The sequence below is a fragment of the Thermosynechococcus sp. HY213 genome (assembly GCF_031460975.1).
Taxonomy (GTDB): domain Bacteria; phylum Cyanobacteriota; class Cyanobacteriia; order Thermosynechococcales; family Thermosynechococcaceae; genus Thermosynechococcus.
The window spans coordinates 25,057-38,149 of the sequence record NZ_JAVKVB010000005.1 but is presented as its reverse complement, the minus strand read 5'-3'; the positions used below and the strand labels follow the sequence as shown (position 1 = coordinate 38,149).

At 54.8% G+C, this 13,093-nt stretch carries 13 protein-coding genes and 1 tRNA gene; 5 read left to right on the top strand and 9 right to left on the bottom strand.

Translation table 11 applies throughout. From position 1 onward, the window contains the following. Positions 1–10: 10 nt before the first annotated feature. Positions 11–82: transfer RNA gene (locus RHK62_RS02760), tRNA-Asn, on the top strand. A 343-nt stretch (positions 83–425) separates the two neighbouring features. Here the strand turns inward: RHK62_RS02760 and RHK62_RS02755 are convergent. Both RHK62_RS02755 and RHK62_RS02750 read right to left on the bottom strand, forming a co-directional pair. Further along, the gene (locus tag RHK62_RS02755; RefSeq protein ID WP_310453238.1) at positions 426–1,334 is read right to left on the bottom strand and encodes a MoxR family ATPase; all 909 of its coding nucleotides are present in this window, start codon (positions 1,332–1,334) and stop codon (positions 426–428) included. After that, entirely contained in the window at positions 1,327–2,232 is a 906-nt protein-coding gene (locus RHK62_RS02750) for a bifunctional riboflavin kinase/FAD synthetase (protein WP_310437985.1), read from the bottom strand. Before RHK62_RS02750 ends, RHK62_RS02755 begins: the two co-directional genes overlap by 8 nt. A gap of 382 nt (positions 2,233–2,614) precedes the next feature. On the opposite strand from RHK62_RS02750, the gene RHK62_RS02745 reads away from it, so the two are divergent. Further along, the gene (locus RHK62_RS02745; protein WP_302678786.1) at positions 2,615–3,964 is read left to right on the top strand and encodes an ArsB/NhaD family transporter; all 1,350 of its coding nucleotides are present in this window, start codon (positions 2,615–2,617) and stop codon (positions 3,962–3,964) included. Between the two features lie 17 nt (positions 3,965–3,981). Here the strand turns inward: RHK62_RS02745 and RHK62_RS02740 are convergent, their stop codons facing one another. The 6 genes from RHK62_RS02740 to RHK62_RS02715 form a co-directional block, all read right to left on the bottom strand. After that, positions 3,982–4,227 carry a 2Fe-2S iron-sulfur cluster binding domain-containing protein gene (locus RHK62_RS02740; protein WP_302677281.1) on the bottom strand — a complete coding sequence of 82 codons (246 nt, stop codon included), beginning with the start codon at positions 4,225–4,227 and terminating at the stop codon, positions 3,982–3,984. After that, positions 4,224–5,219 (bottom strand): aspartate carbamoyltransferase catalytic subunit, encoded by a 996-nt coding sequence (locus tag RHK62_RS02735; protein ID WP_310453237.1) that lies wholly within the window; start codon positions 5,217–5,219, stop codon positions 4,224–4,226. Before RHK62_RS02735 ends, RHK62_RS02740 begins: the two co-directional genes overlap by 4 nt. Then, positions 5,216–5,734, bottom strand: a complete 519-nt coding sequence (locus tag RHK62_RS02730) for a phosphoribosyltransferase (RefSeq protein ID WP_149820490.1) — start codon at positions 5,732–5,734, stop codon at positions 5,216–5,218. The genes RHK62_RS02735 and RHK62_RS02730 overlap by 4 nt, the downstream gene beginning before the upstream one ends. Positions 5,735–5,738: 4 nt before the next feature. Continuing rightward, positions 5,739–6,674 (bottom strand): phytoene synthase, encoded by a 936-nt coding sequence (locus RHK62_RS02725; RefSeq protein WP_206200965.1) that lies wholly within the window; start codon positions 6,672–6,674, stop codon positions 5,739–5,741. Beyond that, the gene (gene pds, locus RHK62_RS02720; protein WP_206200964.1) at positions 6,658–8,091 is read right to left on the bottom strand and encodes a 15-cis-phytoene desaturase; all 1,434 of its coding nucleotides are present in this window, start codon (positions 8,089–8,091) and stop codon (positions 6,658–6,660) included. The genes RHK62_RS02725 and pds overlap by 17 nt, the downstream gene beginning before the upstream one ends. 98 nt (positions 8,092–8,189) lie before the next feature. After that, complete coding sequence (locus RHK62_RS02715) at positions 8,190–8,825, bottom strand: chorismate lyase (RefSeq protein ID WP_302678784.1); 636 nt, start codon at positions 8,823–8,825, stop codon at positions 8,190–8,192. Positions 8,826–8,952: 127 nt separating this feature from the next. Between RHK62_RS02715 and RHK62_RS02710 the strand changes: the two genes are divergently transcribed. The 3 genes from RHK62_RS02710 (at position 8,953) to RHK62_RS02700 (ending at position 12,266) form a co-directional block, all read left to right on the top strand. Beyond that, positions 8,953–9,609, top strand: a complete 657-nt coding sequence (locus RHK62_RS02710) for a Mo-dependent nitrogenase C-terminal domain-containing protein (RefSeq protein ID WP_310453236.1) — start codon at positions 8,953–8,955, stop codon at positions 9,607–9,609. A 19-nt stretch (positions 9,610–9,628) separates the two neighbouring features. Continuing rightward, positions 9,629–10,951, top strand: a complete 1,323-nt coding sequence (gene rimO / locus RHK62_RS02705) for a 30S ribosomal protein S12 methylthiotransferase RimO (protein WP_310453235.1) — start codon at positions 9,629–9,631, stop codon at positions 10,949–10,951. Between the two features lie 76 nt (positions 10,952–11,027). Continuing rightward, the gene (locus tag RHK62_RS02700; protein ID WP_310453234.1) at positions 11,028–12,266 is read left to right on the top strand and encodes a HAMP domain-containing sensor histidine kinase; all 1,239 of its coding nucleotides are present in this window, start codon (positions 11,028–11,030) and stop codon (positions 12,264–12,266) included. On the opposite strand, the gene RHK62_RS02695 is transcribed toward RHK62_RS02700, so the two are convergent. Further along, positions 12,236–13,090: a DNA-formamidopyrimidine glycosylase gene (locus tag RHK62_RS02695; protein WP_206200959.1), complete on the bottom strand. Its 855-nt coding sequence runs from the start codon at positions 13,088–13,090 to the stop codon at positions 12,236–12,238. The genes RHK62_RS02700 and RHK62_RS02695 overlap by 31 nt on opposite strands. Positions 13,091–13,093: the final 3 nt, after the last annotated feature.

The following is a 13,093-nucleotide window of genomic DNA, read 5'->3' as shown; positions in this document are numbered from 1 at the left end:
TCGTCAATATTCCTCAGTAGCTCAGCGGTAGAGCGGTCGGCTGTTAACCGATTGGTCGCTGGTTCGAATCCAGCCTGGGGAGTTTAATAACTTGAGCCACGATAGCGACGGCGGCGCTGCCCATCATGCCCATATCTAACAGCAGCAATTGGGGCAACGCTAGGCCAGCCGTCTCCATGCCCTCTAGCACAGCAAGGATGTCAGCATCAAGGTTTTCCCAGATGACCGTAAGGTTTTGACTGCTGAGGATGTTGTGCCAAATTTCTCCCTGCCGTTGGAGGGCTTGTGTCATGAGTATCGTTGTCATCAATGCCTAAATCCTTCGACGGTTGCGAGGGCGATCGCGATGTTAAAAAGACTTAACACTACAATGACAGCTTGGCGATCGCAGAGATGTTCATAGAGAACAGTCGCGCCAACTCTCCCTAGGGAACGGCTACCGTTTCCAACAATTCTGCCACACAGGCCCGCCCTGAGCGCCCTGCTGCTGTAATCAGACGATGAGCTAGAACATGGGGCGCCAATTGCTTGACATCATCGGGGAGGACATAGTCACGGCCATTGAGAAAGGCCAAGGCCTGAGCTGTGCGCTGGAGCATCACGGTACCGCGAGGACTCACCCCCAAGGTAATGCGATCGCTCTCGCGGCTCGCCCGCACAAGGGCAAGAATGTACTTTTGCAACACTGAATCTACCCGCACCTGTAGCACCTGCTGCCGCAACTGTTGGATCTCCGCCAAGCTGAGGCACGGTTCCAGTTGATTGACATCTAAGCCCCCCTGCACCCGTTGCAGCATTTGTAGTTCCTCTTCCTCGGTGGGGTAGCCCAAGCTAAAACACAGGGCAAAGCGATCCAACTGGGCTTCGGGCAGCGGAAAGGTGCCTTGGTATTCCACGGGGTTTTGGGTGGCAATGACAAAAAAGGGCCGGGGCAGGGGGTAGGTGACGCCATCAATGGTGACTTGGTACTCCTCCATGACCTCTAGGAGTGCCGATTGGGTGCGGGGTGTGGCGCGGTTAATTTCATCCGCCAGCAGGATATTGCAGAAGACAGGACCTGGGCGAAACTCAAACTCCGCTGTTTTGGGATTCCAGATATTGGTGCCCGATAAGTCCGTGGGTAGGAGATCGGGTGTGGCTTGGATGCGCTGAAAGGTACCCGCCAGCGATCGCGCCAAGGCCTTGGCCAAGAGGGTTTTTCCCACCCCCGGTACATCCTCCAGCAAAACGTGTCCCCCCGCCAGCAACCCCACTAACATGAGTTCAATGGCGGCTTCTTTGCCCACCATGACCTGTCCAAGGTTATTGACCAGTCGCTGTAGGGGTTCACGCATAGGAGACCACTCGTTCAAGAAGATCAGCCGCTACTTGGCAATCGGCAGCAATTTGCGCCTGTAGGGCAGCCAAACTGGGAAACCGTACCTCTGGGCGAATAAAGGCCTCTAAATGAAGTGTGATCTCTTGATTGTAAAGATTCCCCTGCCAGTTGAATAGATGCACCTCTGTGGTCACTTGCCGACCCGTCACCGTCGGTCGCATCCCAACATTCACCACCCCCAATTGCTCAGTCGCAAACGCTGCCCCCGTAACGCGGCAAGCATAAACGCCGTGGCGAGGCAATAATTTGTCTGGGGGGAGGGCTAGATTGGCGGTGGGAAATCCCAACTGCCGTCCCAACTGTTCCCCTTGAATCACGGTGCCGCTCAATTGGTAGGGGCGTCCCAAAAGCTCCCGTGCCAAGCCCACATCTCCCTCGGCGAGGGCGGCCCTTACTGCTGAGCTACTGACGCGATCGCTCCCCCGACAATAGGGGGGCACAATATGCACTGGAATACCAAAGGCAGCACAGAGGGTGCGCAAATCCGCCGCTGTCCCCGATCGCCCACGGCCAAAGCCAAAATTAAAACCCACACTCAATACCTTGGCCTGCAACTGCTGTACCAAAATCTGCTCAACAAACTCCAAGGGCGACAGTTGGGCAAGAGCATGGGTAAAGGGCAGGACAATCACCTGCTCAATGCCATAGTGGTTCAAAAGGGCACGTTTTTCCGCCTCTGGGGTCAGCAGCAGGCGCTCTTCTCCCGTAAAAAATGCCTGCGGGTGGGGCGAAAACGTAATCACTGACCGGTAACAGTCGGGAGGCGCTGCTTCAACAAGCGTACGGATAACCTCTTGGTGCCCTCGATGGACACCGTCAAAATTGCCAAGGGCGATCGCCGTAGGAGTTTGCAAGGGTAGGCCGCTATTCAATTGACACAGGAAACATTTTGACACATTTAACCGCGGCGCAACAGTCTGGGAAAGTTTTTATTAAGATTTTCTATTCACTTCATAGAAGGACTTCTCTTGAATCCTCTAAGAGGCCTATGCTAGGTTGAGTACCAATTTATCTTTTTTTGCCTCATCTGAGCGTTTGCGGCGTAGATCGGAGGAATTAACTAATAGGGAGCGCGTTCTCAACCGCGAAGGCAGACTAATAAATCCTCGTCCGGCAGCTAACCTTGTCGGGATTTAGTTGGAGACTGGCTGTTTTTCACAACTGCTCAGTGTTCCAAGGATGCAGTTTCGTGGTGTTGACTGAATTTTTGACTTTAGAACTCTTTTAGGAATCTCAATGCTGATTGAACACTGGCATGCATTCGCTGCTGGCACCATTTTTCTGGGGGTGATCCTGCTGATCATCACCGAGTGGATCAACATCACGGTTGCTGCCTTTTTGGGTGCGATTCTCCTTGTCTTTCTCAACATTATGACCCTTGGGGAGGCCATTAGCTACATTGGCCGCAGTCATGGCACCCTTGCCCTCTTTTTCGGCGTCATGGTTCTGGTGCGAGCCTTTGAACCCACTAAGGTGTTCGAGTATCTGGCCACCCAAATGGTTCTGCTTGCCCGCGGTCAGGGAAAACGCCTGCTGCTGGGGATCGTGGCTCTGACAACCCCCATCTGTGCCGTACTGCCCAATGCCACAACAGTGATGCTCCTTGCCCCCCTGTTGCCCCCCATGGCGGCTGAAGTGGGGGTGGACTTTGTCCCCCTGATTATCTTGATGGTGATTGTCTCCAATAGCGCTGGCTTGCTGACCCTTGTCGGGGATCCAGCGACTTATATTGTCGGGGATGCCATTAATCTCAGCTTTGCCGATTATCTCCTGCGTCTCAGCTTGGGGGGTGTACTGGCGATCGCTGTCATTGTTTTTTGTCTGCCGGTTCTCTTTCGCCGCATTTGGCGCAAAGAACTCAACTCCCTTGATCACTTGCCCCACCCCAAAATTAATCATCCCCGCACCCTAGCGGTGGGTTGTGTGATCATCGTCTTTGTCTTGACCTTCTTTGTTATTGGCGATGGCATGGTCGTCAAAGTGTCTCCCCCTGCGGTCGCTTTAATGGGGGCTGCCCTTGCACTCCTTTTATCCCATCAAAGCAAAATCGATACGGTGACCCACATTCTGCGGGATGTGGACTGGGCCACCCTGATCTTTTTTATGAGCATTTTTGTCTTGATCGGTGGCCTAGAAAAAACCGGCATCATTGGTCAACTCTCCCACCTCCTCGCCATTCTCATTGGCCAAAATATCTTTTTTGGCTCCCTGCTGCTCTTATTTGCGATTGGCATTCTCTCTAGCGTCATTTCCAATATCCCCCTTGTGGTGGCGATGGTGCCACTGCTGAAAAAATACCTTGTCGATGTGGGTCTAGCAGGTTCAGAAATTCTCCACCCTGGTTATGGGGGTGATTTGCCCCCCCAGGTGCTGCCCCTGTTCTATGCCATGATGCTAGGGGCAACGTTGGGCGGCAATGCCACGCTGGTGGGCGCCTCTGCCAACATTGTTGGTGCCGGGATTGCGGAACTCCATGGCCGCCGAATTAGCTTCAAAACCTTCCTGCGTTATGGGGTACCGATTACGGCCTTGCAGTTGGGGGTTTCAGCACTCTTTCTAACTGTGCGCTTTCTCATTTGGCGCTAAGGGTTTGATTCCTGTGATCACCACGTGGGATCTCGAAAGACATAGGCAGTAATCTGGGTACCATCCTCGCCATCGCCCGCAATCGTAGAAATACAGGCGCGAATTTCCTCGCCATCCTCCAATTCCAACGTACAGGCACCACAACTGCCCATGCAACAACCCGTGGGAATGTCGACCCCAGCGCGCGCTGCAACGCTCAGCCAACTTTCCCCCACTTCGGCCTCAACGGAAACCTGATCCGGCACAAAGGTGACCTTAATCATGGCCTGCCTCCATGATACGTTCCCATCAAATACAGTAACGCCATCCGTACCGCTACCCCACTGGTCACCTGCTGATTCACTAAACTAAACTGCGGATCATCCAGCAATGCCGAACTCAATTCCACGCCGCGATTCACCGGTCCCGGATGCAAAACCCGCACCTCCGGTCGGCATAGGCGCAGCCGTTCATGGGTGATACCAAACTGCTGATGGTACTCCCGCAAACTGGGAATCAGGTGCTGATCCATGCGTTCCCGTTGCAGGCGCAGCGTCATCACAATATCGGCATCAGCAAGGGCAGGTTCCAGTGTCCAGTGGAGCGTTGCTCCATAGTCTGCAAATTCTGGCGGCAAGAGGGTGGGGGGGCCGGCCAAGTGAACATCGGCACCAGCGGTCTTGAGGCTGTAGAGGTTCGATCGCGCCACACGGGAATGGCGAATATCCCCGACAATGGCAATTTTCTTCCCCTGCAACAGGGCACAGCGGGGCTGACGCGGATCGTAGAGTTGACAAAGGGTAAACAAATCTAGCAGGGCTTGGGAGGGATGCTCGTGCAAGCCATCACCGGCATTGAGAACCGCCACCTGACCGCCAAGGCGATCCATTTCTGCTGCAATCGTATGGGGCACCCCCGACTGCTGATGGCGAATCACCATGAACTCTGCCCCCATCGCCCACAGGGTCTTAGCGGTATCGAGGATCGTTTCCCCTTTACTCAGGGCCGAGGTACCGGGCGAAAAGTTGAGAATATCCGCAGAAAGACGTTTGGCCGCCAGTTCAAAGCTATTGCGGGTGCGCGTCGAGCTTTCAAAGAAAAGATTAGCAACCACCCGCGCTTGCAGGGTGGGGACTTTTTTGGTGCGACGATTCAGGACTTCCTGAAAACTGAGCGCTGTTTGCAGCACAATATCTAGTTCCGCCACCGTAAAGTCTTGCAGGGAGAGGACGTGGCGACGCTGCCATTGGAGGGGGGGAGTGAGGGTAGGCGTCATGGACAGGGGGTTAGGGTTTGAGCAAGATCAGCCGCTGTCAGTTGTTCGTAGCGTTCAAAGGGTTGATGGATCCACGGATTTTCCGGCAGGTAATGAACATAGTAGTCCGGACGAATACAAGAGGCCGCTTTGTACCAGAGAACGGCAGTGCGCACTTCCTCCACCGCAAAGCCATATTTGACCTCTAGCCAGCGCAGGGTTTTCTGCAAGGAAAGGCCAGAATCTACCAAATCATCCACTAAGAGGACATGACTGCCAAGGGTAGCGGTGGTCATGGTTAAATCTCGCGCAAAGGTGATGCGACCCCGCTCTTGGTTATTGACACCGCCATAGGAGGACACCGCCAGAATCGCGAGGGGTTGATTAAACAAGCGGCTGAGAATGTCCCCTACCCGCAGCCCCCCCTTGGCCAAGCAGAGGATTTGATTGAACTGCCATCCCGATTCATAGATAGCGATCGCCAACTGTTCAATGGTGCGATGATACTCGTCCCAATCCACGTACAGATCTGCCATGGTGCTAGAAGCTGGCCTTGAACCAAGAAATAGGGATAAACAGCAGCTTGCGCCAGTCAGAGACAAAGGCGCGCCGATTAAAGACATCGTAATCGTTGGCTTCGATGACATCAAGAATCTGGCGATAGAGCATCAATGCCGACCACACGGGCCAACGGGCATCCCGCTCTAGGTAAGCCACCCCCACTTCGGCTTCCCGATAAAATTGCCGTGCCCGCTGAATTTGAAAGCGCATCAATGCCCGCCAGCGATCGTCAATCACTCCCCGCTGCAAGTCTTCTGCGGTGTAGTTAAAGGCAGCCAAGTCCTCTAAGGGCAGATAAATCCGCCCCCGCCGCATATCTTCGCCCACATCCCGCAGGATATTGGTCAGTTGATTGGCAATGCCAAGGGCAATGGCTTGATCCTTGAGGGTACCTTTAGCCTGATAGGGATCCACCCAAGGGGAACACAGGCGATCGCTGTAGGGGTTTCCCCCCATTACCTCAAGGGACATGAGGCCGACGGTACCGGCCACGCGGTAGCAATAGAGTTCCAATTCAGCAAAGGTTTCATAGCGACTGCGGTGCAAGTCCATCCGCTGGCCAGCAATCATGTCCCGAAAGGGCTGGATGTCGAGGGGGTACTGTTCCAGCGTTGCCGTTAGAGCTAAATCCATGCCATCGTGGGGACGTCCAGCAAAAATATCCTCAAGGCGCGCTTCCCACTCATCAAGGGTGGCCATGGTTGTCGTTGCGGCTTGGGGGCCATCCACCAGTTCATCGGTGCGCCGACACCAGACGTAAATTGCCCAAATGGCGCGGCGCTTGGCGGGGGGCATCAACAGCGTGCCGAGGTAAAACGTCTTGGCATAGGCGGCAGTGACCTGACGACACAACTCGTAGGCCTCGTCGAGGGAAATCAGGGGAGGGACGTACTCGGCTCTAGGCAGTTGCAGCATTGGCGGCAGTTTGAATAGAGGTTTTAGGGGGCTGCGGGGCGTTGCTCTCTGCGAGCCGCTTCGCGATCGCCTGCGCTGTCAGCTTACCAGAAAGTACCGCACCTTCCATACTCCCTAGGTAGGGCTGCATCGTGTAGCTCCCCGCAAGGAAGAAGTTGGGAATGGGTGTGGCCTGATCCGGACGAAAGGCTTGGCGACCGGGGGTGGCTTTATAGACTGAGCGGGGGGTTTTCACCACCGCCGTTTTCAGCACTTTAGCAGGTTCCGGTAGGTGATTGGGGAAGAGTTTGGCCAGTTCCGCAAGGGTCGCCTCAACAATCTCCTCATCGCTGCGGCCAATCCACTCTGCAGCAGGCGCCAATACCAGCTCTAGCATTGACTTGTCGGGATCGGCATAGCCCTTGCAGGTTTCGCTCATGTCGGCATAAACACTCAACAGGGGCGATCGCGAGAAGAGGAGATGATCCACTGTCGGCAATTTGCGATCAAACCAGATTTGGACGTTAATCACCGGGACGCCTTCGAGGCCATTGAGTTTCTGGAAAAAGGATAGGTCTTGCCACGGCTTCGGCAGCAGCAGTTTAATGGCATCCACCGACATTGCTGAGACATAGGCATCCGCTGTGACTTCAAAGCGCTGTTGTCCCTCGCGATCGGCCATGACAAAGGACTGCACCGAGAGATCCTCATTGAGGACAATCTCCCGCAGAGCCACATTGGTGTGCACTTCACCGCCCCGCGCGGTCACATAATCCACAATGGGCTGACACAACCGTTCGGGGGGTGCCCCATCCAAGAAGGCAATTTTTGAGCCATAGCGTTCCCGCAGAAAGCGGTTCATCGCCGTCAGAGGAATCGTGGCCGAGACCTCATCGGGGTTCAGGAAGGTCAGTGCCTTTGAGGCCGCAATAAAAATGTCGGAGTTTACCCGCTCATCAATCCCTTGGCGTTGCAGCCATTCGAGGAGGGTGTACTTGTCCATTGCCTCGACGTATTTTTGGCCGCGCACGATCGCTGGCCACAGCCCCAAGGCAAAGCGGAATTTCTGCTCCCACGTCAGCATATCGTTGTTGCGCAAAATGGAGAGCAGTACATTAAAAGGCGCAGGAATATCGGGAACATCAAACCACGAGAGCACCCCCGGCTTTTCCGGTTGGTTAAAAATCAGGGCATGGCGTTTCCATTGCAGGCGATCGCTAATCCCCAATTCCGCTAGGAGTTGCAGCATATTGGGGTAGGCACCAAAAAAGGCGTGCAAGCCCGTTTCCACCCAATCCCCATCGGCATCCTGCCATGCCGCCACCAAGCCACCAAGGACATTGGCACGCTCAAACACCATGGGGGTATGTCCTGCATCCACTAGATACTTGGCGCAAGCTAAGCCCGCTAAGCCACCACCGGCAATTGCAACTCGCATGAATGACGCTACCCTAACTGACGAAGATGAACGCAACCCCCTAGGGGGACAAAAAGCTGTTCATATTATATTTACAAAACGTTACGGAGGCAGCCGCTTTAGGCTAATGTTGAGCCTGAATTTGCCAAATAGGCCGTACTTCCCATCGGACCAAGGTAGCGGCAGAGGTAGGGCGAAAAGACTTCATAAATCAGCGTAATGGGACGGCGATCGTGCCAAAAGAGATAATGCCGCCCCCAAAAAGGCCCCGCCTCGCCAAAGGCTGCCGCCAAGGTTTCAGAGTGCCCGAGATACACCGCCTGAATGTCGCGATAAAGCTCCACCTTGCGTTGGGCGAGGTTCGTCCAAATGGGCATGGCACGGTTTTGCAAATACTCATCCACATGGGCAGCTTCCCACCAAGAGGTGGCGTAGGCCAAACGTTGACCTGAAGCGGTGCGTAGCCACACTTGACGCCGCAGCCGCGGGCCGGGAATGAGTTGCAGTTGCGCCGGGGCGCGATCGCTGGCATGGCCAATGGCGGACATATCTATCACGTCCACTTCCGTGGTTTCACCCGTCAGCAGTTGCAGGTGGCGGGTGGGGGAGCCATCCCCAAGAATCAGGATTTGCCACGCCGGCGCTAAAAGATCATGAGGTAATCCTTGGGCGATCGCCGCCGCATCCCCCTGCCAAATGGGATCAAGGGCATACCAAGGGGTTGAGCAGGTGGAGGGCAACAGCGAAACAGTCAAGGACGGGACACAGTGCTTAACAAAACTTCGTCAATTGTAGCAAGGATTTTATCCGTCCTTCAGGATGGCACGAAGGACCCAGACCTAGAGTACAGTCGTAGTGAGCAGCAATCTTGGGGCAATCTCTATGGCAACCACCGCAGCATCTACCCTAGAACTGACACCGGAACAAACGGCCATTTGGATTAAGGGTCTCTTGAGCATTGCCGGCGCCGATGGTCACTTTGATCCCGAAGAGAAGCAACTGATTGCGAGCCTGATTCGCGAGGAAATTGCCCCAGAAATAGATCTTGAACATTTTGCTCCAGTCACTAATGAAGAACTGGTGGCCACCTTTGGCGGCGATCGCGCCCTTGCGGAAAATTTCGTGCGTACAGCCGTGATGGTGGCGCTTGCCAATGGCATTTACTCCCAACCAGAGGATGCCGAACTGCAACGCTTTTGCAACGCCTTGGGACTGGAAATTGCTGCCCTTGAGTCCCTGAAGCACACCCTTGATGGTCAGCACGAGAGCAATGAACAAACCCTGCGCCTATTGGATCCCGTGCGCCACTGGCTGGATGGTTTAGAGGTCAAAGATGCCAAGGTGGCTCGCTTTCTCTGCCGCCTGATTCCCCCTCAATGCCCCTTTGAGCGCGACATTACCCTTTTTGGTCGCAAGATTGTCCATATTCCCCCCCTCTGTAAACTCAATCCCCTTTATGATCAATTAGTGGGGTTGCGCTTCCGCTCGCTCAGCTATTTGGCCGACGAGTGTGGTGAAGATATTACCCCCTACTGTTAGATGGTGCTGACCCGTTTAGATGCCAAACCCAACCAAACCGAAAATTGCCTTTGCCCACCTTGGCTGTGATAAGAACCGCGTGGATACGGAGCACATGATTGGCCTGCTGGCGGCAGCGGGCTATGGGGTGGGTACCGATGAAACCGAAGCCGACTACGTTATTGTCAATACCTGTAGCTTTATCCAAGCCGCCCGCGAAGAGTCGGTGCGCACACTGGTAGAACTGGCAGAAGCCAATAAGAAGATTGTGATCACAGGCTGCTTAGCGCAGCATTTTCAAGGGGAACTCTTGGCGGAGCTTCCTGAGGCGGTGGCCGTCGTTGGCAGTGGCGATTACCAGCACATTGTTGAGGTGATTGAGCGGGTAGAAACGGGTGAGCGGGTGCAACAAATTAGTGCTGTGCCCACCTACATTGCCGATGAAACCGTTCCTCGCTACCGCACCACGCCGGAACCGGTGGCCTATCTGCGGATTGCTGAGGGCTGTGACTATCGCTGTGCCTTTTGTATCATTCCCCATCTGCGGGGCAACCAGCGATCGCGCTCCATTGAATCCATTGTTAAGGAAGCCCATCAACTCGCCAGCGAGGGCGTCCAAGAAATCATTATTGTTTCGCAAATTACCACCAACTATGGCATTGATCTCTATGGTCAACCCCAACTCGCGGCGCTGATCCGTGCCCTTGGGGAGGTGGATGTGCCTTGGATTCGCTTGCATTACGCCTATCCCACGGGGCTAACGCCTGAGGTGATTGCAGCGATGCGGGAAACTCCTAACATCTTGCCCTATCTGGATTTGCCGTTGCAACATTCCCACCCAGAGGTGCTGCGGGCGATGAATCGGCCTTGGCAAGCGGGGGTGAACGATCGCCTGATTGAACGGCTACGGCAGGACTTACCCGAAGCAGTGATGCGCACGACCTTTATTGTCGGCTTTCCGGGGGAAACCGAGAGCCACTTTGAGCATCTCTGCCAGTTTGTGCAGCGCCATGAATTTGACCATGTGGGGGTCTTTGCCTACTCCGCCGAGGAAGGGACTGCCGCCTATGATCTGCCGGATCAGGTTCCAGAGGAAATCAAAATGGCGCGGCGCGATCGCCTGATGCAACTGCAACAACCCATTGCCCAGCGCAAAAATGCTGCTGAAGTGGGCAAAACCGTACCTGTGCTCATTGAGCAGGAAAACCCACAAACTGGGGAATTGATTGGACGATCGCCCCGATTTGCCCCCGATGTTGATGGTGTGGTCTATGTGAAGGGAAGAGCCACCTTGGGCACAATTGTCCCCGTGAAGATTACTGCTGCTGATATTTACGACCTGTACGGCATCATCCCTGCCTAAGTACGGTTTTACTCCTAGGCAGATTGGAATTATTGGGGCTATGGTCAAGGCAGTTGGGGACGTTGCATCGGCTGCTATGGGACGCTCTCATTCCACCATTGATCGGTATGATACCCGTGCTGGCGATCGCTTTTGGCAGTGGCAAGCGGGGGTTGCTGCCTTAGAAAGATTATTGGCAGTCACGCATCCCATTGAGGGCTTTTTAGTTTCCTTCCCCAGCCTCATTCTTCAAGATTGTCCCCTAAAAACCTATGTCCTCATGCCCCAAGGGCGATCGCTGCCCTACCTGCCCCCTACAGACGCCAATCCTGCTTTGCCAGCAATGACCCTTTTGCCCGCAGCGCGAGAAGGCATGAATCCCTTTTGCCTGCTTCTGAGTCCAGAGGTCAATCTTTTACTGATCTATCAAGGGGAGCGCGGACTGCACTTTTCCTTTGCCCCTGAGGAAATTCATGCTTTTTGGCAGCAATTGCGGCAGCAACTTCCCTTAGCCAATCTCCACCCCATTGATCAGTGGCTGGCCAGTGTCGAGATGGTGCCCCCCAGCTATCGTTTGGTGAGTCAGTTTGCTCAATGGCTGCTGGACTATAGTCAACCGGCGGCCACGCCCCTGACTGTGACTTCTACCCCCATGGCTGCGGATATTAGCCTGCTGCAAGCCCTTTCCCACGAGGTGCGCACTCCCCTCACCACCATCAATACCTTTATCCAATTGCTACAACGGCAAGAGAATCTACCGCAGCGCACGTACCAGTATCTGCAAAAGATTGGTCAAGAGATTCAGGATCAAATCACCCGCTTTAATCTCCTGAGTGATGCCGCCGAAATCTTCACTAGTCCTAGCCCCAAACCCCCCCTTGCGTTTGGGCAAACCCACTTGACGGAACTCTTCACGACCAACTTGGCTCGCTGGCAAAAACAGGCGGCGCGTCGTCAAGTCAAATTGGTTCTCGACTATCCGCCCAATTTACCCCTTGTTCTCAGTGATCCAGCGTCTTTGGATCAGGTCTTGACTGGGTTAGTGGAATACTATAGCCAAACCCTTGCCCCAGAGAGTGAACTGAAATTGGTGGTGCAGCGGGCAGGGCAGCACGTGAAGCTAGAATTGCGATCGCCCCAGTACAAACACCGCAGCAATCTGGCCGCCTTGGGGCACCTGCTCCTGTGGCATCCCGCAACCGGCCAACTGAGTCTCAACTTTCAGGCGGCAAAACTCTTAATAGAAGCAGTCGGCGCTAAGGTCATTCAACGGCGCGATCGCCAAGCGGGCGAAATTCTCACCCTTTATTTGCCCATTGCGGAAGACAGCGGCTGACAGCGGGGACAATAGTGACTGGAGCGTCCTGCCAAGCGCAGCCGTTCAATCGTTGTGCCACAGACGCGGCAGGCTTCCCCCTTGCGACCATAGACCCATGCTTGACCCCCATAGCGACCATTCACCCCCGCCGGAGTGACGAAGCTACGAATTGTCGTACCGCCCGCTGCAATCGCTTCCCTCAGCACTTGGCGAATCACCTGATGGAGGTGAACGATCTGCTCAATCGTTAGGGTGTAGGTGGGTAGGGCGGGGTGCAGACCACTCAAGAAAAGACTTTCATCGGCATAGATATTCCCCATGCCGGCAACAACGGTTTGATCCAAAAGTGCCGTTTTTAGCGCGCGACGATAATGCACCAACCGCTCCGCCAAGAACCAAACTGTAAAGGCCTCACTCAGGGGTTCTGGTGCCAAGCTGGCCAGTGTGGGAATCGCCGTTTCGGGGCGGCAGTGTGCAGGAATCCACCAACAGCGACCAAACGTCCGTTGATCCACAAAGCGGAGTTCCGCCCCCGTTGCGAAAAACCAGCGTACACGGGTATGGGAACAAAGGGGCACCGGATCAGTGAGCCACAGTAACTGACCACTCATGCGCAGATGAATGACGAGGTGGCTGCCGTCATCTAGGGTGGCTAAAAGATACTTGCCGCGCCGTTGCCATTGTTGCAGGGCGCGATCGCGCAGGTGATCAATAAACGCTTGCGGCTCTTCAGGAAGCGCAATAGAACGGGCTAGAAGCACCTCCACCCCCACAATGGGTTGCCCAAGGGTGACCACCTCTAGCCCACGACGTACGGTTTCAACTTCCGGTAATTCCGGCACGGT

What these genes read in the sequence shown, in the direction of transcription:
- RHK62_RS02735 (WP_310453237.1), bottom strand. Translation starts at nt 5,219, where the DNA reads ATGACGCCTACCCTCACTCCCCCCCTCCAATGGCAGCGTCGCCACGTC.
- RHK62_RS02730 (WP_149820490.1), bottom strand. Translation starts at nt 5,734, where the DNA reads ATGGCAGATCTGTACGTGGATTGGGACGAGTATCATCGCACCATTGAA.
- RHK62_RS02745 (WP_302678786.1), top strand. Translation starts at nt 2,615, where the DNA reads ATGCTGATTGAACACTGGCATGCATTCGCTGCTGGCACCATTTTTCTG.
- rimO (WP_310453235.1), top strand. Translation starts at nt 9,629, where the DNA reads ATGCCAAACCCAACCAAACCGAAAATTGCCTTTGCCCACCTTGGCTGT.
- pds (WP_206200964.1), bottom strand. Translation starts at nt 8,091, where the DNA reads ATGCGAGTTGCAATTGCCGGTGGTGGCTTAGCGGGCTTAGCTTGCGCC.
- RHK62_RS02725 (WP_206200965.1), bottom strand. Translation starts at nt 6,674, where the DNA reads ATGCTGCAACTGCCTAGAGCCGAGTACGTCCCTCCCCTGATTTCCCTC.
- RHK62_RS02700 (WP_310453234.1), top strand. Translation starts at nt 11,028, where the DNA reads ATGGGACGCTCTCATTCCACCATTGATCGGTATGATACCCGTGCTGGC.
- RHK62_RS02710 (WP_310453236.1), top strand. Translation starts at nt 8,953, where the DNA reads ATGGCAACCACCGCAGCATCTACCCTAGAACTGACACCGGAACAAACG.
- RHK62_RS02755 (WP_310453238.1), bottom strand. Translation starts at nt 1,334, where the DNA reads ATGCGTGAACCCCTACAGCGACTGGTCAATAACCTTGGACAGGTCATG.
- RHK62_RS02740 (WP_302677281.1), bottom strand. Translation starts at nt 4,227, where the DNA reads ATGATTAAGGTCACCTTTGTGCCGGATCAGGTTTCCGTTGAGGCCGAA.